This is a genomic window from Mycobacterium sp. SMC-17, from assembly GCF_045310915.1.
Lineage (GTDB): Bacteria > Actinomycetota > Actinomycetes > Mycobacteriales > Mycobacteriaceae > Mycobacterium.
The window spans coordinates 1-20571 of sequence record NZ_JBJIAK010000073.1; the positions used below are offsets into that span (position 1 = coordinate 1).

The 20571-nt window shown below is 65.2% G+C and carries 20 protein-coding genes and 1 pseudogene; 8 read left to right on the forward strand and 13 right to left on the reverse strand.

The genetic code is table 11. The features are described from left to right. Window positions 1-19: 19 nt before the first annotated feature. The 4 genes from ACJH7A_RS28130 to ACJH7A_RS28145 form a co-directional block, all read right to left on the reverse strand. Window positions 20-343 carry a hypothetical protein gene (locus ACJH7A_RS28130; protein ID WP_088304635.1) on the reverse strand — a complete coding sequence of 108 codons (324 nt, stop codon included), beginning with the start codon at window positions 341-343 and terminating at the stop codon, window positions 20-22. 71 nt (window positions 344-414) lie between these two features. Further along, window positions 415-1053, reverse strand: a complete 639-nt coding sequence (locus tag ACJH7A_RS28135) for a ParA family protein (protein WP_088304636.1) — start codon at window positions 1051-1053, stop codon at window positions 415-417. 162 nt (window positions 1054-1215) lie between these two features. After that, window positions 1216-1404 carry a hypothetical protein gene (locus tag ACJH7A_RS28140; protein WP_406803116.1) on the reverse strand — a complete coding sequence of 63 codons (189 nt, stop codon included), beginning with the start codon at window positions 1402-1404 and terminating at the stop codon, window positions 1216-1218. Window positions 1405-1622: 218 nt separating this feature from the next. Further along, window positions 1623-2186, reverse strand: a complete 564-nt coding sequence (locus ACJH7A_RS28145) for a recombinase family protein (protein WP_088304637.1) — start codon at window positions 2184-2186, stop codon at window positions 1623-1625. A gap of 417 nt (window positions 2187-2603) precedes the next feature. Here ACJH7A_RS28145 and ACJH7A_RS28150 point away from each other — a divergent pair, with 417 nt between their 5' ends. The 4 genes from ACJH7A_RS28150 to ACJH7A_RS28165 are packed head-to-tail and all read left to right on the forward strand — an operon-like array spanning window position 2604 to window position 8178. Beyond that, on the forward strand, window positions 2604-3203 hold the full coding sequence (locus ACJH7A_RS28150; protein ID WP_406803131.1) for a type III restriction endonuclease subunit M: 600 nt from the start codon (window positions 2604-2606) through the stop codon (window positions 3201-3203). Next, window positions 3200-4792 carry an Eco57I restriction-modification methylase domain-containing protein gene (locus ACJH7A_RS28155; RefSeq protein ID WP_302422368.1) on the forward strand — a complete coding sequence of 531 codons (1593 nt, stop codon included), beginning with the start codon at window positions 3200-3202 and terminating at the stop codon, window positions 4790-4792. Before ACJH7A_RS28150 ends, ACJH7A_RS28155 begins: the two co-directional genes overlap by 4 nt. 3 nt (window positions 4793-4795) lie before the next feature. Beyond that, window positions 4796-7291, forward strand: a complete 2496-nt coding sequence (locus ACJH7A_RS28160) for a DEAD/DEAH box helicase (protein ID WP_406803119.1) — start codon at window positions 4796-4798, stop codon at window positions 7289-7291. Beyond that, a complete protein-coding gene (locus tag ACJH7A_RS28165) occupies window positions 7288-8178 on the forward strand; it encodes an excinuclease ABC subunit C (protein WP_406803121.1) in 891 nt (296 codons plus the stop codon). Before ACJH7A_RS28160 ends, ACJH7A_RS28165 begins: the two co-directional genes overlap by 4 nt. A gap of 214 nt (window positions 8179-8392) precedes the next feature. Here the strand turns inward: ACJH7A_RS28165 and merB are convergent, their stop codons facing one another. Then, window positions 8393-9052, reverse strand: a complete 660-nt coding sequence (gene merB, locus ACJH7A_RS28170) for an organomercurial lyase MerB (RefSeq protein WP_006246582.1) — start codon at window positions 9050-9052, stop codon at window positions 8393-8395. Window positions 9053-9089: 37 nt separating this feature from the next. Continuing rightward, entirely contained in the window at window positions 9090-10514 is a 1425-nt protein-coding gene (gene merA, locus ACJH7A_RS28175) for a mercury(II) reductase (RefSeq protein ID WP_006246583.1), read from the reverse strand. Window positions 10515-10619: 105 nt separating this feature from the next. Here merA and ACJH7A_RS28180 point away from each other — a divergent pair, with 105 nt between their 5' ends. Further along, window positions 10620-11009 carry a heavy metal-responsive transcriptional regulator gene (locus tag ACJH7A_RS28180; RefSeq protein WP_006246584.1) on the forward strand — a complete coding sequence of 130 codons (390 nt, stop codon included), beginning with the start codon at window positions 10620-10622 and terminating at the stop codon, window positions 11007-11009. 351 nt (window positions 11010-11360) lie between these two features. Here ACJH7A_RS28180 and ACJH7A_RS28185 read toward each other — a convergent pair whose 3' ends face one another. From ACJH7A_RS28185 to ACJH7A_RS28205, 5 genes are all read right to left on the reverse strand, one after another. After that, window positions 11361-11555, reverse strand: a complete 195-nt coding sequence (locus ACJH7A_RS28185; protein ID WP_237164464.1) for an antitoxin VbhA family protein — start codon at window positions 11553-11555, stop codon at window positions 11361-11363. Window positions 11556-11637: 82 nt separating this feature from the next. Further along, a complete protein-coding gene (locus tag ACJH7A_RS28190; protein ID WP_088304643.1) occupies window positions 11638-12126 on the reverse strand; it encodes a hypothetical protein in 489 nt (162 codons plus the stop codon). 90 nt (window positions 12127-12216) lie between these two features. Continuing rightward, complete coding sequence (gene mobF / locus ACJH7A_RS28195; protein WP_406803123.1) at window positions 12217-15717, reverse strand: MobF family relaxase; 3501 nt, start codon at window positions 15715-15717, stop codon at window positions 12217-12219. Window positions 15718-16053: 336 nt separating this feature from the next. Beyond that, entirely contained in the window at window positions 16054-16563 is a 510-nt protein-coding gene (locus tag ACJH7A_RS28200; protein ID WP_406803125.1) for a hypothetical protein, read from the reverse strand. Between the two features lie 883 nt (window positions 16564-17446). Continuing rightward, a complete protein-coding gene (locus ACJH7A_RS28205; protein WP_200973559.1) occupies window positions 17447-17650 on the reverse strand; it encodes a toxin-antitoxin system in 204 nt (67 codons plus the stop codon). Window positions 17651-17816: 166 nt separating this feature from the next. On the opposite strand from ACJH7A_RS28205, the gene ACJH7A_RS28210 reads away from it, so the two are divergent. Beyond that, on the forward strand, window positions 17817-18017 hold the full coding sequence (locus ACJH7A_RS28210; protein ID WP_406803126.1) for a hypothetical protein: 201 nt from the start codon (window positions 17817-17819) through the stop codon (window positions 18015-18017). Window positions 18018-18136: 119 nt separating this feature from the next. Here the strand turns inward: ACJH7A_RS28210 and ACJH7A_RS28215 are convergent, their stop codons facing one another. Beyond that, window positions 18137-18469, reverse strand: coding sequence for a hypothetical protein (locus ACJH7A_RS28215; protein WP_406803128.1), 333 nt, complete (start codon window positions 18467-18469; stop codon window positions 18137-18139). 366 nt (window positions 18470-18835) lie between these two features. On the opposite strand from ACJH7A_RS28215, the gene ACJH7A_RS28220 reads away from it, so the two are divergent. Both ACJH7A_RS28220 and ACJH7A_RS28225 read left to right on the forward strand, forming a co-directional pair. Beyond that, window positions 18836-19429: a hypothetical protein gene (locus ACJH7A_RS28220; RefSeq protein WP_406803130.1), complete on the forward strand. Its 594-nt coding sequence runs from the start codon at window positions 18836-18838 to the stop codon at window positions 19427-19429. Between the two features lie 82 nt (window positions 19430-19511). Continuing rightward, complete coding sequence (locus ACJH7A_RS28225) at window positions 19512-20243, forward strand: NYN domain-containing protein (RefSeq protein WP_088304634.1); 732 nt, start codon at window positions 19512-19514, stop codon at window positions 20241-20243. 188 nt (window positions 20244-20431) lie between these two features. On the opposite strand, the pseudogene ACJH7A_RS28230 reads toward ACJH7A_RS28225, so the two are convergent. Then, window positions 20432-20571, reverse strand: a pseudogene (locus ACJH7A_RS28230) (recombinase family protein); the annotation flags it as partial.

Here is a 20571-nt window from a genome sequence, read left to right on the forward strand (position 1 = left end):
GGGGGGGGGGGAGCCTTCTTTAGGTCCTTTGGGCTGCGATGATGCGGATGATGTGCTCGCTGAGGTCGGCGTCGGCCAGAAGCTGGTCGACGAGGGCCGCGATCACTTCTTGGCCGGTGACGCGGGCAAGGCCTAGCCGGTCGGCGGCGCCGCGTTGCCAGGAGTCGAGGGCGCGGTGTGCGGTCGGGGATAGATCGACGGTGCGCCGCACGTTCTTCTGCCGGACAACCATCGGAGCCGTCGCCGCCGCAGCTGGGGCCTCCGGCGGCGTCGGATCGTGTGTCGCGGCTGTGCGCTTCAGGCGTTCAGCGTTGGCCTTGATCCTGTCGGCTGCCGTGCTCATCGTGGGGGAATCCTCCCTGCTCTACGGATATATCAGTATTTCAGTACATCCGTATTTACAGATCTACTTATTTAAGGAGTTGCTGTGACAGTGAGTAGTTCGGCAGCGATGTCGCCATAGGCGGTGGCGGCCGCGTTGTTGATGGGAAGCCCGAACGCCTGGGCGTAGCGCTCTAGACGTCCGACGGTGGGATTGAGCACGCGGACACCGTCGGCGGTGAGCATCTCGCGGTAGACCTCGGTGCTGGCCGCGTTCGGCACGGTCCGGGTCAGCACGACCGCGAGTTGCGGCGGGTCGCCGGGCGCGAGGGCGCTAGCCTCGTCGACCAGTTCGCGGATAGCGGGCAGACGGGAGTACTCCATGCCCGTCGGCGCCATCGGGACCAGGATGTGGGTGGCCATGCGGATCGCCGAAGCGACAACGCCAAGCCGCTCCTTCATGGGCGGTGTGTCGATCACGACGGTGTCGTAGCGGTCTCCGGCGATTCCGGGCAGCTTGCGGTGCAGATCGGAAACGGGCATGCCGATGACGGGCACTGTCCACTCTCCCGCCTCGGACCAGGCCAGCAGCGATTCATTCTCGCCGTCAGCGTCAACACCCAGGACCGACAGGCCGGCCTCGGCCAGTGCGTGGAGCACAAACGCGGCGGTTGTGGTCTTGGTCGAGCCGCCTTTGAGGTTGGCAACGGCGATCGTGAGGATTGGCGGCATGGAAGCACCTTCAAATCAGTATCTACAGATATTCGTATATCCGTAGTTCAGTAACTCAGTATTCATAGTGTGGAGCACTCGGCCCGCTGCGGACAAGCGTCCTTCTCGGCGTGGCGCGCCGAACGGGGCTGTGGGATAGGTTCTCCCGCCGAGCTTGGCACGCTACGGACTTGGGTGATGCTGCTCGGGCATTGGATCCGCCACGGCACCATCTACGGCAAAGGCCAAGACGCTGACCGGGCTACGCGCCTGGGCCGCATCGAGGGCTGGCCCGACGACCAGACCATCGATGACATCGCCACCGACACCGTGGTCGCCGCGCTGATCTACTTCCGGCGACAAGGTGCTCATGACCCATCGCTGGCAATCCTCGGGAGGGGCGTCGCTGGGCACCTTCTTTCATCGGCCAGTGCCTCTATCAGTTCGCCAACATCTACCGCAGCGCACTGCGCGCCGAACTGTCCACCCACGGGCAGTTTCAGATGTCCATTGACACATAACCAACTGCATCTAGATCGTAAACAGTTGGGGGAGACTGCTGTTACGTCTAGCTAGATGCAGTTGGTTATTCAGCGCGCAGCGAGATAGCGGTATGCAGTGGCGCGTCCGATGCCGAAGGCGACGGCGAGCTCGGCAACCGGCTCACCAGTTGCGGCGAGGCGACGCAGCTGTTCTTGACGTTCAGGGCTGAGCTTGTGCGGCTTGGTGGTCGGCAGGCTTCGAGCCCGCCGCGACTCGCGGGCGGCGGCGCGGCGCTCACGGCCGAGTTCGAGTTCGAGCTCGGCCAAAGTGGCCATGATGGCGGCCACGGCACGACCTGTTGGAGTACCCGTGTCTACGCCTTCACGTAGAGCGCGCAATAGGATTCGGCGCTGACCCAGATCGGCGATGGTGCGGGTGACTTCGGCCGCCGAGCGGCCGAGTCGATCGATCGCGGTGACGACCACGGTGTCGCCTTCGCGCGCGTAGTCGAGCAACGCCGCCAGGCCAGGTCGAGTGGTGTTGGCCGCCCCGGAAAGTTTGTCGCTGTACACCCGATCCCCGTCAACTCCGGCTGCTGCTAAGGCAGCCACCTGCACATCGAGGTCCTGGCCGAGAGTGCTCACACGGGCGTATCCGAGAATCGATGTCATATACGAACTGTCCCACCATTGACCGACAGTGAAGATTCGAGACACGCAGTGTGAGACAAGAAACGAGACACCCCGACCTGGAGCAATGCGGCTTGGCTGGAGAAGTGCTCAGCCTGTCTCGTTTCTTTAGAAATGAGGCCCGTCCGCCTTCGAAGGCGGAGCGCGGTAAGAGCGCCGTCTTTGAGACTGCACCGAACGAACTGACTCAGATCGGCAACCGGCCGTTCGTCGATGCTGTTTGTGTGGTGAGCCGGTCGGCGATACGGAACAGCTCCGTCAGACGCCCCGGGCATGACACGAACTTGTTGACCTTGCAGCCAGATGTCGGCGGAGATTGAGAAGATCAAGCGCAAGCCGGTGTCAGTTGGGGGAAGAATGCAGATTAAGACGCGTCAGCGAGTTCGTGACTTGGCCGAGGTGTACACGCACGCCCGCGAGGTCCATGCCATGCTCGATCTGGTTCCCGGCATGTTTCCCAGCGCCGCAGACCCGTCTAACACCGATCGCAAGTTTTTCGAGCCCGCAGCAGGGTCTGGCAATTTCCTCGAAGAGATTCTGATCCGCAAGCTGGCCTTCGTCACGCGCGAGCGTTACCAGACCGGCCAACAGTACGAGCATCGCATTCTGCGCGCACTGGCCTCGATCTACGCCATCGACATCGACGCCGAGAACGTGGCAGAGTCCAAGGATCGGCTGCGCAGCGTCATCATCGCGCACCTGGACAACGACCTGAACACCCGCGAGGCCACCGCCGGCTTCGCCGGCGCGGTCGAGGCCGTCCTGTCCACCAACGTCGTGCAGGCCGACACCTTGGCTGACCTCGACACGATCGAATGGGTGGACTACCGCGCAGGCCGAAACGGCACGTTCACCCGTGAGTGGTCGACCGTGAACAGCGACCAAGACCAGCTCGATCTGTTCCATGTCCCAAAGGTCGATAGCAAGCCGATCCACTACGCCCTACTTCTGTGCAACCCCGAGCCGGTGGCTGGCGAGCCCAGAAGGATCGGCGCATGAGCCGGTTCACCCAGCACGTTCCCGATATCCTCGACTGTCTGGCTCAGCTGTCCAACGACGAGGTACCGACCTCACCCAAGCTGGCCTGCGCGATGCTCGACCTGCTGCCTGAGCATGTCTGGCACGAGCCGCACTATCGCTGGCTCAATCCGTTCAGCAAGTCGGGAGTGTTCCTACGCGAAATCGCCACTCGGTTACTCGACGGCCTGGCGGACTGGGAACCAGACTTCGTCGCCCGGCGGGAGCACATCTTCCGCAACATGCTTTACGGCGCCGCAATCACCGAGATGACCGGCATCATCTCCCGGCGCAGCGTCTACTGCACCGCCGACGCCTCCAGTGCCTACAGCATGGTGCGATTCGACGACCCGGCCGGCAACATCCCGTACGTCCCGTCTGCACACGACTTCAACAAGGACGGCCGCTGTCGGTTATGCAACGCCCCTGAGGACCTTGAACGTGGAGACTCCCGCGAGAACTACGCCTATTCATTCATCCACGGCACCTACCCCACAAAGGAGATGGCCGACATGCAGTTCGACGTGATAGTCGGCAACCCGCCGTACCAGATCGATAGTGACGGGAACACCCGCACGATGCCGATCTATCAGAAATTCGTCGAGCGGGCGATCGAGATGAACCCCCGTTACGTCCTGATGATCACCCCCTCACGCTGGTTCACTGGGGGGCTGGGCCTTGACGACTTCCGCGGCAGGATGATCGCCGACCGCCACCTTTCGAAGCTCGTCGACAACCCGAAGCTATTCGACTGCTTCCCCGGCGTCGAAATCAAAGGCGGCGTCAGTTACTTCCTGTGGGACCGCGACCATGACGGTGATTGTGAATTCTCCACCCGCGTAAACGGCACGATCAACTCAACCATGAGCCGCGACCTACGAGCCGGTGACGGCGTCCTTATGCGCGATAACCTAGCGGCTTCGATCGTTGCGAAGGTCCGTGCGACAGCACTTCCCAGCGTGGAAAACGGCTTCGCGCCTCAAGTGCCTTTCGGTCTCCGGACCAATTTCAGCGGGGCTGTCGACGAACCCTTTCCTGGAAATATCCCTGTCGTGTATGGCAACAAAATCGGGTACGTACGGTCAGATCAGCTTGAGCGCCTGCACGATTGGGTCGACCGTTGGAAGGTTCTCATTCCGAAGGCGGGTGACGGCCATGGACGGGACGTCGCGTATGTCCTTGGCACACCGATCGCACTTGCACCGGGTTCCGCCTGTACCCAGACGTATCTCATTGCTGCATCGTTTGATAGCGAGGAAGAGACCCGGAACTACGCCGGGTACATGGCGACCAAGTTGTACCGCTTCCTCGTCCTACAACGGAAGGTGACCCAGGACCTCACTCCCGACCGCTTTCGATTCGTGCCCATGCTCGACATGACCCGCGCCTGGACCGACGAGCAGCTCTACGACCACTTCGGCCTGACCGCCGATGAGCGCGAGTACGTCGAGTCCAAGATCATGCCGCGTGAGGTCAATTGGTCCTTGGACTCACCGATCCCCGCCAGCCACCTGCCCGGCGGCACCAAGTACAAGCCCGGGAAGATCGACGACGCCGCCGACGAGGACTAGCCGATGGGCAACCGCATCTACGCCTACACCGTCGTGGGCAAGGACACTGAGCCATGGGAGCGCGCACATGGTGATCTCCTAGTCAGAGGCCAGGGCTTGATCAAGGTCGGCCAGACGACCAAGGGCACCGCCCGCGCGCGGATCAAGCAGCAGCTGGGCACCGCTTATCCTGGGCTCAAGGGTGTGCAGATCCTGCTCGATGAGCCAGCATTGCGCGCCGACGGCACGGAGTTCTCCGACCATGACCTGCATGCGGCCTTGGTTTCCGCTGGTATCCACCGCATCGGAGGCGAATGGTTTGAGGCGACCCTCGACGAGGTCAAGGCGGCGATCGTCGCCGTGGTCTCGGGTATTGCCTACCAGCCGACGCGCACTCAAACCTTCAAACCGCGACCCGAGCAGCAGGCCGCGATCGACCAGACCGCCGCTTACTTCCGCAACCACACCGGCACCCAGGCACCCAAGTTCCTGTGGAACGCCAAGATGCGGTTCGGCAAAACCTTCGCCACCTATCAACTGGCCAAGGAGATGGGCTGGAAGCGGGTACTGGTACTGACCTTCAAACCTGCTGTGGCTACCGCCTGGCATGACGATCTGGTCAGCCACGTCGACTTTGACGGCTGGCGCTACGTCGACAAGAACACCCTCGACGATGAGCGTGAAGAGGCAGCAGACTACGCCGGACCCGTGGTCTGGTTCGCCTCCTTGCAGGACCTAGGCGGGCGCGATGCCGACGGGAAGATCAAGGTTCGCAACGAGGTCATCCACCTCATCGATTGGGACGCTATCGTGCTCGACGAGTACCACTTCGGCGCCTGGCGAGACTCCGCGCGCGCCCTGTACGACCCAGTTGATGCGACCATTGCCGAGGCTGAGGAACCAGACGATCAGGTCACCGCCGCCGAGATCGACGAGGAACTGGCCGTGCACGCCGACCACTATCTCTACCTGTCGGGTACCCCGTTCCGGGCTATCACCGAGGGTGAGTTCACCGAGGATGCGATCTTCAACTGGACCTACATCGACGAGCAGCGTGAGAAAGCCAACTGGGGCGACCCAGACCAGCCCAACCCCTACCTGTCTCTGCCTCAGATGCAGATGTACACCTACGACATGGGTGTCGGTGCGGCTGAATACGCCGAGGACGGGGAGTTCGGTGGTTTCAGCCTCAATGAGACCTTCAAAGCGACGAAGGGCCCCGATCGTTACAGCTTTGAGCGTCCCGACGAGGTTGCCGAGTTTCTGGAGCTGCTTCGCGGAAAGCTCAGTGAGCAGATGAAGCTGCAGGTGCAGGTTCAGGACAAGCCGCCGTTCCCGTACGAGGCGCATCGGTTCAAGTCCGCGATCAAGCACTCGGTCTGGTACTTGCCCAGCGTCGCATCGTGTTTCGCCATGGCTGACCTGTTGCGCGAGCACCCGTACTTCTCTCAGTTCGAGGTCGTCGTCGCAGCCGGGAACAAGGCCGGGCAGGGTGCTGCGGCCCTGCCGACTGTCGAGGCCGCGATAGCCGCAGTCAAGACTGCTGGCGGTCCCGGATCTATTACCTTGTCGTGCGGCAAGCTGATGACCGGCGTGACCGTGCGCGAGTGGGGTGCCATCTTTATGCTGCGCTCGCTCAAGAGCCCGGAGTCCTACTTTCAGGCCGCCTTCCGTGTGCAGTCCCCATGGGCACACCGCGACGCGGAGGGGCACCTCGACGTGCACAAGCCCACCTGCTACGTCTTCGAGTTCGACCCCAACCGCGCGCTGAGTCTTGTCGCTGAATACGGCTCCAAGCTCGCCACCACCGGCGAGACCACGCCCACCCAGGCGATCGGCGAGCTGATCAATTACCTGCCGATCTTCGGCTTTACCGGTGGCGCCATGACCGCACTCGACGCTGCTGCTGTGCTCGACTGGGCTACCGCCGGCATCGGTGCGGCTGCACTGGCCCGGCGCTGGAACTCACCGCTGCTGGTCGATGTCAACGAGCGCACGCTGGCCGCAGTACTGGACCGCCCCGACTTGATGGAGACCTTGAGCAACATCGAGGACTTCCGAGCACTTGTCGACAATGCCGCGCAGGTCATCACCAATACCAAGGACTTGAAGAAGGCCAAGCGTGAGCAGAAGGGCAAGCTCGACGGCACCCAGAAGAAGCAGCAGACCGAGACGAACAGCAAGCGCAAGGAGATCCGCGAGAAGCTCCAGAAGTTCCTCGCCAAGATCCCGGTGTTCATGTATGTCACGGACTTCCGGGAAGAGGCTCTCAAGCATGTCATCGAGTCCCTGGACCCCGACCTGTTCGAGCGGGTCACCGGCCTGACCGTCGAGGATTTCCAGACACTCAACGAGATCGGCTTGTTCAACGCCGCGCACCTCAACCACGCGATCTACCAGTTCAAGCGCTTCGAATCGGCCAGTCTCGACTACGCCCTGACGCCTCAGGAGCGTGAACACCGGCACGCAAACGAGCAGATCGGTCTATGGGACACCGTCGAGATGGGAAGTCCATCGTGAGCGCACAGGTCGTCGCAGTCAACGTCCAGATCCCTGCGTCCACGACCTCCCCGGTGGTCGCCGACTTCACCACCCACGCACTGCGCGTGGGCTACTTCCACCGCCGAGACTGGCAGAACCTCCCTGTAGACGACTGGAATGTGCCCGGCGTGTACGTCCTGATGACCACCGACGGCTCGGGCCTCATCTACGTCGGCAAGTCGGTCAGGCTTCGGGGCAGGATCAGCACGCACAACGGTGTTCCACCGATCGACTGGAAACGCGCCGTGGTGGTCAAGCGCGACACCAGCCACGGCTTCACCAGTGCCGATGTCGGCTACTTGGAAGGTCGCCTGGCCGCAGAGCTGGCCGCTATCCCAGGAATCACTGTCCAACGAGGCAAGGAGGACCGCGACGACACCCTGCCGCGGCACATGGAGCTGAGCCTGGACGAGCTTCTCGGCTCGATACTGTCGGCGGTCCGGCTTGCCGGGCTCGACGTACACAAGCCCGCGGACCTGCCTGACGAGGACGAGGACGAGGTCCCTGTCGGCGCTACCGATAGCGCCGTCCCGACGGGTGCCGCTCCCCACCGCCGGCGCCGCACCAAGAAAGCCAAACTGCCCGAGCTGGTGGCTGCCGGGCTGATCAGTGCCGGCACCGAGCTGCACCTGAGCCAGGGCGGCACCACCGCGACCGGCATCGTGTCCACCCAGGGAGAGATCGTGGTCGACGGCGTCGCCCACAGCTCCGTGAGCAAAGCTGCCCAGACAGCCCTCAACAGCGACCGTGACGAGGCGGCGCAAGTGCTCTCATCGAACGGCTGGATCACCTGGCACATCGGCAGCCCGACCGGCCCCGTGCTCGATTCCCTGCGGGACCAATACGACGATGCGCAGTCGCGGTAGCACCCGGTCCACTCGGCTTCTTCCACCTACATTAGTCCCGTCCGTTGGCTCCTGCTTCTCGTTGTACGCCAAAAGTGAGGGGGACCCATTCGGTGGTCCGCAACAGGCGACCATGAGCAGCGCGGCGCCGGCTCCGAGGAGCAGGCCGCTGCCTCCCGGGCGATCGTCGTGGTTGGACATCATCGGTGTTCTCATTCCCTTCAGTGGGTATGGGTCAGCAGCAGCTGTGGCTGTCGTCGGCCGCGGCGGGCGCCTGGAGGCGGTTGAGCAGGCCGGTGGCGAGGGCGGCCCCGATCCGGCACGCCTCGGCCACCGGGACCACCTCCGCGCCGGGGTGCTCGGCCAGCCAGCCCGCGGCGTCCTCGGGGGAGGTGAAGTAGTGCACCTGGTTGCAGAAGGAGGAACGGATCGAGGTGATCTGCTCCGGGTTCACCAGCGACACCACCGCGGTGGGCGGATCGACGCTGGTTGCACCTTCTGTGGGGTCGACGTTGACCCGAACCGGCTCGCCGCTGACCGGGGAGGCCGACTCCACCTTTGCCGGGCGGTCCAGCAGGGCGGGGAAGATCAGCGTGTCCAGCGCACACCAGGTGTAGAGCTCCTCACCGGCCACGGTGAACCGGTGCGGGGTGGGGCGCAGGGTGAGGCCCTGGCCGATGATCCGGCCCTGATCGTCGTACTCGGTGTCCGGCACCGCCGCGAGACCGCGCCGTACGTCATCGAGGGTGCGGCTCGCAGCCGCGGCGAGTTGCTCGACGGTGACGGGGTCGCCGTCGACGAGCAGCCGCAGCAGCGGGATCAGCAGGCCGGCGTCAAGGCCGGTCTCCTCGGGTCGGGTGAGTCGTTGGGGCAGTTGGGTGCTGAGGTCCGACATCGCGGATGCCTCCTTCGTTGAGTGGGGTGGGTGCGGGTCAGGCGCAGCAGGAGAGCTTGGAGACGTCGGTGGTGAAGGCCTTCGCGACGATCCGGATGCCCTCGGTCATGGTCAGGTAAGGCGCCCAGGCGTCGGCGACCTCGGCGATGGTCTTGCCGATGATGTGGACGCCCGCGGCGGCCAGTTCGCCGGCGTCCTTGGCGACCGCGGTCAGGCCGAGGATCTCGCCGGTGTCGGCGTTGGCGACCATCTTGATGAAGCCGCGGGTGTCCCGGTTGACCAGCGTTCGCGGCACGTATTCCAGCGGGAGCACCCGGCAGTCGCAGCGGATCCCGGCCGCGAGGACTTGGGCCTCAGTCATCCCGACTGCGCCGATCGCGGGACTGGTGAACGTGACCCGGGGCAGCCGCATGTAGTCCACCGACCGCTCGGCGTCGGTGAAGGCGTTCTCGGCGACCACGGTGCCGTGGTGGGCGGCGACATAGACGAACTCGGGGTGCCCGGTCACGTCACCGGCCGCCCAGATCCGCGGGTTGGAGGACTGCAGCTGGTCGGTGACCACGATCTCGCCGACCTCGCCAGTCTTCACCTCGACCGCGTCGAGGTTGAGCCCGTCGGTCACCGGTCGGCGGCCGAGAGCGACCAGAACCTCGTCGGCGCGGAACTCCTGCGCGCCACCGGAGACGTCCGCGGTCACCACCACCTGGCCGGTGGCGGCGTCGCGGGTCACGCGGGTCGGGACCGCTCGGCGGACCACCCGGATGCCCTCATCGGCGAAGACCTCCTGCAGCGCCTTGGAGACCTCCGACTCCTCCTTCGACGCGAGCCGGGACCGAACCAGCAGGGTCACCGTCGACCCGAGCCGGGCGAACAGCTGCGCCTGCTCCAGGGCCACGTAGCCACCACCGAGCACCAGCAGCGAGTCGGGGACCTCGGTCAACTCCATCGCCGTAGTCGAGGTCAGGTACCCGGCCTCCTCCAACCCTTGGATCGGCGGGGCCCAGGGACGGGACCCGGTGGCCACCAGGTACTGCGCTGCCTCGATGGTCTCGACGCTGCCATCCGCCGCGGCGACCTCGAGCAGGGGCGAATCCGGAGTGCCGGCGAACGCGGCGTTGCCGCGGCGGACCTGCCAACCGTAGGAGTCGGCGACGTCGACGTACTTCTCACCCCGCAGGGCCTCGACGAGATCCTGCTTTCCGCCGATCAGGGCCGGCATGTCCACCGCGCCCGCGACGCTGGCGATGCCCGGGAACCGGGTCGGCGCGTCCGCGGCCACGTGCCGGGCCTCCGCGGCTGCGATCAGTGCCTTCGACGGCACGCAGCCGGTGTTCACACACGTGCCGCCGAACGTGCCACGCTCGACCATCACCACCGACTTGCCCAGAGAGGTCGCACGAATGGCCGCCGCGAACGCACCGCCGCCGGATCCGATGATCGCGAGGTCGTACCTGGTCTGCATCCCGATTCCTCCCAGAACTGTTGGGAAACGCTCCTGATGCAGCGATACTGGACCTTCCAGTAAAGGGGAAGGTCAAGCGAGACCTGCGACACGATGGAGGCCGGGATGCGGATCGGAGAACTCGCCGAGGCGGCAGGCACGACCACCAAGACTCTGCGGTTCTACGAAGAGCAAGGGCTGCTGCCCCCGGCCGAACGCACACCGGCCGGCTACCGCGACTACACCCCCGACGCGGTCAGCCGGATCGACTTCGTCCACCGCGGCCAAGCGGCCGGGCTCACCCTCGCCCAGATCAAGCAGATCCTCGACATCCGCGACCACGGCCAAGCTCCCTGCGGCCACGTACGTGACCTGCTGGACGCGCGCCTTGCCGACATCGACGCGCAGATCGCCGACCTCACAACACTTCGCGACAACGTGGCTGCGCTCCGCGACGATGCAGCCCTCCCAGAGCCCGAAACCTGTAGCCCCGATCAGGTCTGCAGATACCTATAGCCCTCGCCACTCGGCAGTGACCACCGAGACCAAGGGCGTGATTAGCCGGTGCCAGGTGGGTCCCAGTCAGGCCGTCATCGTGGTCCCAGATCGGGTTGACACAGCCAAGAGTCCCACAACGACTGGACCACTACGAAGGGCTCACCTCAAAAGTCTTACCACCGAAGAGATTTCAGCACATTTCGGACACCTACGGGGCGTCGGTCTCCAAGGAGACGATCAGCCGCATAACCGACACGGCCATCAAGGATGCTGAACGATTGGGCGGTGCGGCCTCTGGATGAGACGGTTACGCAGCACTTCCGGCGAATCTGGCCAGAAGTAGTCGCCCCACCTGGTGTAGGAATTCACCTACTCGGCGGGGCGACTGAACTCTGCGATGACCTCGGCAACCGCTTCGTCGGAGGTGAGTTCCCCGCGACCGATGCGGTCCAGGAGGTCCATCGCGCCCGGGGAGGGATCGTGGCCAGCCAGGACGCTTGCGACGACCGCCGTGGCCACAGCCTCGTCGTGGCTAAGGGGGATTGCCTTGGGCGCGCTCGTCATAGTGCTCATTGTAACGGCCCTGGATGTAAAACGCCTGGTAGATCCCCTTATGGCTAGGGCACGAGAACCGAATAAGACGTCATTACGTCGTGGTCGGATCCCTCATCAGCGTGGCCCGACTGCGGCGGCGTTGGGTGGGCCCGCACGCAGTCATGCTGGCTTCTCCGCGGCCGAGGTTTTCGGTTTGAACGTCCTCGATTTCGTCGGGCAACTCGTAGTTGAGTCGTCGGTCGATGAACTCCTCGAGGGCTTGTCTGCGGGCGGTGGTGATGAGTTCGGCGGCGTCGTCGGGATGGGGCAGGATGCCGTAGGCGAGTCCGAACTCGTTGGTGACGGTGTCGATGAGGTCATCGAACTGGGTGGATAGTTCGGCTGCGTCGATGTCGGCGTGGTGGGCGATGAATGCTCGGCGGCGGTGTTCAGGCCATATCGGGGGGAACTGCAGCTCGGCGTGGTACAGCTCCTGGAGTGCGTCGGTGAGCTCGGTAGAGGCTGCCGAGAAGGGCTCACCCCACTCGGAGAGGACCGTGTCGACGGCCTCGGTGAAGGCTGTGTCAGCACTACTGCTCATCAACGGTTCCTCTCGTGAATCGCCGGGTGTGGGTTGTGGTGGTTCATGGTGGGACACGGCACCGACAAGGTTCGAGCACCCGACGTTTTTTTAGAGCTCCAGTCCGGAGTCGTCGTCCCTGCTTCGCTGACGGCTTTGATCTCTGTCGTGCCGGCGGCCGAAGCCGGGTCGGGCGGAGAGCGTTTTGATGAGTTTTCTTGTCTGGTCCAATGTTTCAGAAATCAGGGGATCGTCTCTGTGTTGGGCGGCGCGGTGTTGGATAGCGCTGTTGGCGGGGGTGTCGGTTCCGAGGCGATAGCCCCAGTTGAGGTAGATGTTGGCGGCTTCGGTGAGGTGTCGGCTCGGCGCCTCGACGCCGAGATGTGGATCTGCGTCATCGGTGGTGACCAAGACCAGCTTGGCGCTGCGCTCGGCGACCCGGGCGGTCAGGCTGTGGAGTTGCTCGGGTTGCAGGTGATCGGCGTCATCGACGATCAGCAATGTTCCTTCATCGATGGTCAGGGTCGCGTTGTCGAGGTCACGAAGGAACGTCTCGGGTGCGTAGGTATTGCCTTGGGTCGAATAGGAGGACGCTTGGCGGCGGGCGCGGTCGGTGACCGGAAGTGCGAGCACCTGGTGTTCGCCGGCGACGACGCAGGCGGTGATGGTGCCCAACAGGGCGGGCTTGTTTTGGTCATCGTGGAGGTGGACTGATTGCACGGTGGGCAGGCTGCCCACCACCATTTGGGCGGCGGCCCGCGTTTCCTCATCAAGGCCGTCAGCGCGGTCGAGTGTCTGCTGAACTCCGATGTGGTGGGTAGCTCTCGGACTGGTGGCGGTGAAAGCGGTGTGCAGCCACGCTTTTTCTTCTTCGAGTTGCTCGACGATGCGCAGCTTGTCCAACGCTGTCTTGCGTTGTTTAAGCAGGACTCGAACCGGTGGTGACAGTTGTTCTTCCGGGGTGTTTTCGGCGGTGGTGATGACGGTGTGGGCGGTGTTGTCTCGGTTGAGCAGACCAAGCAAGGCCTGGGCGGCGTCTTCGTCGTCGTCGCGGCGGGGGGTGTGGACACCTTCGACGGTGTGGGGTGCGTGTTCGTGGTCGCCTTCTCCACCGAGGCGTTGATAGAGGTAGACGGTGTTGGTGGCCCGGCCGCGAGTCATCGCCACATAAGCGTTGGCGCGGTGCCCGGTATCGGGGGATAGCAGTGCGTGGCAGTGTTCGGCGGTGGCGCCCTGGGCGGCGTGCACGGTGATCGCATATCCGTGGTGGACGTGTCGGCGCAGGTAGTCGTCGCTGAAGACGGCTCTGGCGTGATCCCCGATGCGGACCGCACGTACCCGGTTGGTTTTGGTGTCGATGTGGGTGACTTTCCAGCGTTGCCCGTTGCGCACTGGGGCCTCGGCGGCCGGCTCGCGGCTGCCCTGCGGGTAGACGCCGATGGTGGGGTCGTTGCGGCGGGTGATGATGATGTCGCCGGCGCCGATGCGGTGCCGCCGCGCCCCGGCCACGGTGGGGGCGTCGTCGCCGAGCAGGTGGCGGTGGATGCGGTGGTTGAGGGCGTCGGCGACTTCCCAGCGGTCAGCGATGAGCAGGCTGTCGGCGTTGTTTGCGTGGTCGGTGGTCCAGGCGGTGAATGCGTCGTCGGCCATGGTGACCGGGTCTCCGGTGTGCAGGCGCTGTTGATTGCGGTACCAGTCGACGGCGTGAGCCAGGCTCGCTGGTGTGCCGTCGTGGATGGCCAGTGAGGCAGCGCGTTCTTCGGGATCGCGCATGCGCCACACTTCGGACAGTTTCTGCGTCCACGGCAGATCCGCACACAGTTGGGCGAACATGCCACCGCGGGCCTTGACCGGGGCCAGTTGTTCGGCATCGCCAACGAGCACTGTTTTGGTTCCTGCGGCGGTCGCGGCGGTGAGCAGTTCGCGCAGTGCGGGAGTGCCGACCATGCCTGCCTCATCGACGACAAGCAGGGTCTTGGAGTCGAAAGTGAGACGGTTCTCGCGCAGTGCTTTGAGGGCTCCGGCGACGGTGCCGCCGCCGTCGGCAGCCCCCTCGGCCAGTGCGACATCGGCGGCGTTTCCGGTCGGCGCGGCCAACCAAACGTGCTCGATGCCGCCTTGTTTGGCGGCGCGGCGCAGGGCTTTCAGCGAGGTGGTTTTGCCCGCGCCGGCCGGGGCGGAGAGCACCTGAACCAGCCATGGCGAGGACGCGATCGCCACGACTGCCCCGGCTTGATCGGCGGACAGTTTGGCTTTAGCGGCGGCGGTCTCGGCGATGGTTTTCGGCACGGCGGCGCTCTTGTCGCGGGCTCCGATCAACGAGTAGATGGCGGTTTCTTCGCGCGCGATCACCAGCGCGGTGTAGCGCTCGTGGCCTTCACGTTCGTGGGGTTGGCGGGCCTCGGTGACGCGCAACCCGACCGCGTCGACGAGCTGCTCGAGCAGCAGTCGCGGGCCGATCGGTGGGGCCTCATCGATGACGGTCGGCATGTGCGCACCGAGTGTCTCGATGAGATCAGCGCGGGTGAAGGCCGGCTTGTCGATGCCCCTGACCGCAGCCCATGCCCACGCACGAAGCTCAGCCTGGGAGTCCTCCCGCAGCCGGGTCAACGCCTCCTGCTGGGCGGGCTCATCCAAGACCAGTTCACCACCGAATCGCTGCGCCCATTCGGCCTTCAGTTCAGCCCAGGGCCGGTGCTCAGGCTTGCGCGGCCGGGTGGCTTTTTGGGCCCGCGCGAGTTGTCCCGCAGTGGGCTTTCCGCTGCCGTCGACGATCAGATTCTGTGCGGCCCACTCGCTCAATTGGGTGGATCGTTGCGAGGCCGCAGCGATCAGTTCGGGGTCCACCCCGGCCAGCTCAGCCATCCCCGAATGCGGATCCACCTTCTCCCATCCAACCCCCAACGCGGCGTGCAACTCAGCCCGCAACGTGGCCTGGTAGATGATCCCGGCGGCCCTGGCTTCATGCCACAGCGAGTCACTGTCGATGGCCACCAACACCCCGTCGGCACGGGCCTGCTTGTTGGGCACCAACACATGGGTGTGCAGGTGCGGATCCCCGGCCCGCGACGTCTCGTGCTGGTAGGCCGCCGCGACCAGACCAGGCAGCCGCTGCAGATCCTTCATCCCGGTCATGCTGTTGTGCACTCGGGTGTAGCCGGCGTGGGCGTGCAGATACTCCAGGGCCTCACCGACAGCCCGGTTGTGGGCCTCCACCACCGCCTTGGAAGCCACCCCCGCGGTGTCCAACGCGCGCAGCAACGACACCGACTTCGGGGCGCAAAAAGTCAGATCGAACCCGTGGTTGGCGCGCCCGGAAAACTTGCGTCCGCACGCCCCGCTGGGGGCCACACCGTCATCGAGCCAACGCGCAACCACGTCCAAATCGGCCTCACCGCCGGCCCGATCCGCGGCACTCAAACCGCACAACGCGGCGCTGGTTTCAGCGTCTCCGGCGCACATCCAAAACGGTGTTCGGGACTCCCCTTCGGAGTAGTACTCCCCCAGCCCGCCGCCGGCTTTCTCCCGATCCAGCGCCGCTGAAACCGCCGCCCGGGAGGTGTCGTTGTAGTAACGCACCGACCACTGCTTCAACGGCGCGATCGTCAACACGAGTAACCACCCAACCCGGCCCGGTGTGGGGCGCAGCCGCGCCCCACACCGATGGTTGCACACACTGTGCAAATGTGCCAATGAATCATCGGTGTGGCGTGGTTTGTCGGTGGGGGCTGGTTGGCTGGGGCGTGAAGGCACGTGAAGTACACCGAGAAAGCAGGGACGGGGTGGACGGTGGCTAGGGCGAAAATGTCGTTGGAAACGATGTTGATGTTGGGGATGCTGAAGACATTCAGGAAGCGCGGAGATGAAGGGTCGACTGTGGCGCTGCTGAACTGGGTCGTCCACGACATCGAGCACGTCGATTCTGCGCAGCGGCGTGATCTGGACCTTCTACGACGAGGGCTCTGGACCGACGCTGGGCGGTGCACCGTGAGTGCTTCCGATCCTCGTCGAGCTTGCGTGACTTGAGCGGGCACCAGCGCGGCCGGTGGCCGCGCTGCGACGTCGGGCCGCGGCGATGTCAGCGCGAATGCTGGCCTTGGCAGCGGCGATCCGTTCACGCTGCTCGACGGTGAGCACCACCGGCGATGCGGTGGTGTGCCTCGGGGGTGCGTCGGTGCCGGTGCCGCCCAACCGCCGCGGTGCCTGCTCCGGGACGGCGGCGCAGCCGCCGTCAGCGTGCGGCCCTGGCCGCACACCGAGCAGTCGAAGTCGGCTGAGCACGAACCCAGCCGGGTTGTTGATCTGATCCGGCCAGTTCCATCCGCGCCGCACCATGTCGGTGTTGAGCGCTTGAATCAGTGCCCGAGCGGTCCACTCCCCCGGATCCACACCCGCTGCGGTCAGCGCATCGCAGATGGTCCCGACGTGCACGCGTCCGAGCCCGTGACTGCTAGCCACCAACTCAGCGGCCAGACGCTGCAGGGCTAGCGGCCGCGGCTCGGCGCGTAAGCGCCGGCGTTTGTGGGTGGGAGTGAACTTTTGTCGGCACGCGTGCGTGCTTGGTGAGTTACTCCCTACGGGAGATAAAGACTTAACACCGCCTGACGGCGGTAGGTGGAAATGCTGCACAGCCGAGCGCCTCGGAGCGGGAGTACGTCGAGGGGTCAGGTGGTACACCGAGGGGCGCCGCCCAACCGCCGGGGTGCCCGGTGAGCCGTGCCCACGCTGAGCCTCCACCGCCCACCCTGTGTTGCGCAGCAGCCGCCAGGCCGCGGTCACCGTCCGCACATCACAACCGACTCGTTCGGCGATCGTGGCGCGAGTGACGGCCACGTGCCGGCCAGTGGCGTGGTCAGCGTGCTCGGCCATCACCTCCGCGACCGCACACAGAGTTGGTGCGGTGATGGCCACCCCGACACGTTGACGCTCGGCGGCGAACACGACTTCATCGGCCGCCCAGCGCCGCAGCGCCGTCAGCCAGCTCTCCCGGCTGGTCCACATCGGAGTCCGGGGCGCACACGAACCAGCACGCTCGATCCAGCTACGCCGGCGCACCGCAGTGTCTGCCCGCGCAGCAGGAGAAAGGTCACGATTTAAGCCACGGTGTCGCGCGCCACCTGTACCTGATTCAGGGTGTGCGCTACCGTGAGACGAGTCTGGCAAGACATCGCCCCTTCGGGGGTACCGGGTGCGGAACCCGGACCTGAGCGCCAACTCAGGTCAACCTCCGCAAAGACAAGGCCTCCGCAAGGGGGCCTTTGTCATGTCAAAGGCAATTCCGCACCGCTATGGATTTGTCACATCTGCCCTACATTTCGTCCTGGCTGCAGGGCTGCGGTGCTCAGATCGCCAGCGGCAGCCCCTCGTCCGACCGGCCCAAGTCCCGGGCAAGATCTGGTCTTCCGATGTGGATCGCCAGTAGGTCTGCGACGTACTGGGACAGGGAAAGGCCGTGCGCGACGGCTTCGGCGCGCAGCGCGTCACTGACCTCGCGCGGCGGGCGGATCGTATGGGCGAGACGATCGCCCTTGTGTGGTGCTGGCATGAGCCAATCCCACCACCAAGAGCAGTGATTCTGAATCAAGCCACGCCGATCCGCGCTGATGTTTTTGAGAAAGTTGAGACAACCGGTGAAGGGCCTGCGGGACGCTCCTGCGCGTACGTGTCTGCGCGGCCCGAAGGTGTCAGTGCTTGCAACTATTCTCGATTACGTGACCGATTCGGTTGAGCCAACTCCGGTGAGCTACACCCCCTCGGAAGCCAGCAACCTGGCCATCGCAGCCGCGGGACTAGCCGGACTCAGCGGCAGTGACAGCGTGCGCAACATGCTGGCCCGCCTCGACAGCGGCGAAATCACCGAGGAACAAGCCATCGCCGAAATCAAGGCCCGCTACACCGAGCCCTTGGCGTAGTAGGCGCTTTCCCCGTATATTGGGTGGTGCCTGTTGCGCTGAGCTTCAGGAAGTGAGCCCGAGACCCGGCCGGACGACCGTGGCGCTCGGGCTTCGCGGTTTTCTGAGACACCCTTGGGTCAGACTTCGCGAGTGGCCGTGATGGCGGGCTGGATGAGCTTGCGCCACTCGCCGCCTTTAGCCCAGCACCAAGCGATCGCATCGGGTATGGCCAGCAACGCATCGGTGTGCGAGCGTTTGTGTGCTCGTAGCGCAGTGTGTCGCGGCAGCCGAGCGGCACGGGTGTATTCGATCAGCTTCTGGTTGTCGAACCTGACCATCGTCTCGTCCTCGTCGAGGACGATGTGCGCATTGAGGGAGGCGTGGTCGTCAATGAGGGCACGTAGGCACGCAGAGCGCCGGTCGCGCTCGTTTCGATATTCGGTTCCCGCGCGGTAGACGGTGGCTTCCACGCCGGCACCAGCGAAGGCCTGGGCGATGGGTGCGCTTACGGCCGTCTCTTTCGTCCTTCATGTGCAGGTAGGCGCTGACCCTTGCAGGAGCAGACCGCGTACCACCTGGTCGCAAGTAGGGAGCCGCTTTACGTTGGACGATCGTGCCCTACGATCCCCCGTCCGGGGAATTGCTTTGGGAGTAACGGGGATCGCCACATGCCTGAGGCGTCCGTATTCGGCGTCGGTCAGGGGGCCGAAATGGGAGGGGGGTCGTCACCACCTGACAATCGTGCTCGGCTCATTGCGGCACCGACACCCGCGAGGTACGATAGAAACGCACCGGGAACACGGAACGTACCTATATGTACCTCGATGGGAGTCCTGATGGCCGTCAAGAACACCGCCGCGGCGCTGGCGGATGCGTTCGCCGCGCTGAGCGTGGAGGGCAAGCCGGTGACCGTGCGGGCGCTGCGGGAGCGGGCCCGGGTCAGCACCGACGCCGCCAGCGAGTGGCTGCGCGCCAACCGGCCGGCCCGCGACGTGTCGCCGGTGCCGACCGAGGTGCTCAGCCGTGTGCTCGATCCGCTGTGGTCGGCGGCGGTCAGCGCTGCGCGTGACGAGCAGGCCGAGGCCGGCGCGGCCGAGCGGGCCGAGCTGGTCGCCGCCGAAGCCGACGCGCTGACCGAGGTGGCCACGGTGACCGCGCGCGCTGAGGAAGCCGAGGCCGCCACCGCGGCGCTGCGCCGCGAGCTGGCCGCGCTGACTGACCGGCTCGCGGCCGCCGAGACCGCACGCGACGAGCAGTCCTCACGGGCCGCGACCGCCGTCAAGGACGCCGAGACTGCCCGCGCAGCTGCGCACGCCGCCGAGCTGCTGGCCGCCGAAGCTCAGGCCACCGCCCGGACTCTGCGCGAAATCCTCGACTCGGTCACCGCGGCCCGACACGACGGCTCACGACCCCCCACCGATTCGGACTAACCACGCGAGTTGGTTGGGTCCGATTCGGCGTGTCGCCCCTTCTCGGTTGGTCGCTGCACCCCTCCCCATTAGCGTGCCCGCCATGCGAGTAGGCGTGTACATCGACGGATTCAATCTCTACTACGGCGGCCGCGGCCTGTGCGGGAAAGGCGTGGCGGGCTGGCGCTGGCTCGACCTGCGGGCACTGGCCGATCGCCTGGTGGTCACCCGATCGACCTGGACCGGGGCCACCATCGACCGAGTGGTTTACTGCACGGCTGTCATCTCTGGAGCCGACAACCCGGTCGGCAACCTCGAACAGGACGCCTACCTGCGAGCACTGCGCCGCTCACACACCACCGACCGCGTCGAACTGGGCAACTACGTGCACAGGGTGACACGGTCCCCGCTGGCCACCGCTGATCGCAATGGCCGCCCAATCCTGACTCACCCCGGCGGCCCGCTCATGATCAAAGACGCAGCCGGCCAGGACAATCCCGCCGCGCTGTTCATGGTCTCCACAGCGCGGCGCGAGGAAAAGGGCTCCGACGTCAACGTGGCCTCACACCTGCTGATCGACGTGCTCGAACACCGCATCGATGCCGCGGTAGTCATCAGCAATGACAGCGACCTGAAATTTCCGGTCCAGGCCGCACGTCAGCGCGTCCCCGTTGGGACCGTGAACCCGTCACGCAGCCACACCGCCGGCAAGCTGCGCGGCTCGCCGGCCGATGGTGTGGGTAATCACTGGTGGTACCAGCTCACCGCGGCTGACTTCCGCGCCTGCCAGCTTCCCGACCCGGCTGCCGGTGTCCAGAAGCCAACGCCGTGGTGACATGGCCCGACACAGGAGGGGGAATTGCCTGCGCGCAATGCGCGTTGCATAATGGCGTCATACCACCCGGCCCTACTGGGGCCGGGTTTTTTCATGCCCACCCTGTCACAACCACGGGTTACCGTCGCGGTGTGAGACTTGGGCCGGCCGGGGATCCGGCACCCCGGCCGCCGAGCGTTCAGGAGGCCCAGCGACCGCTCGAATTGCGCGACCGCCGCGAATACATGGAACACCAGGCGGCCGCCAGGTGTGGTGGTGTCGATGGCTTCGGCCAGTGAGCGCAGTTCGACGCCTCGAAGCCCGGGGGGGGGGGGGGGGGGGGGGGGGG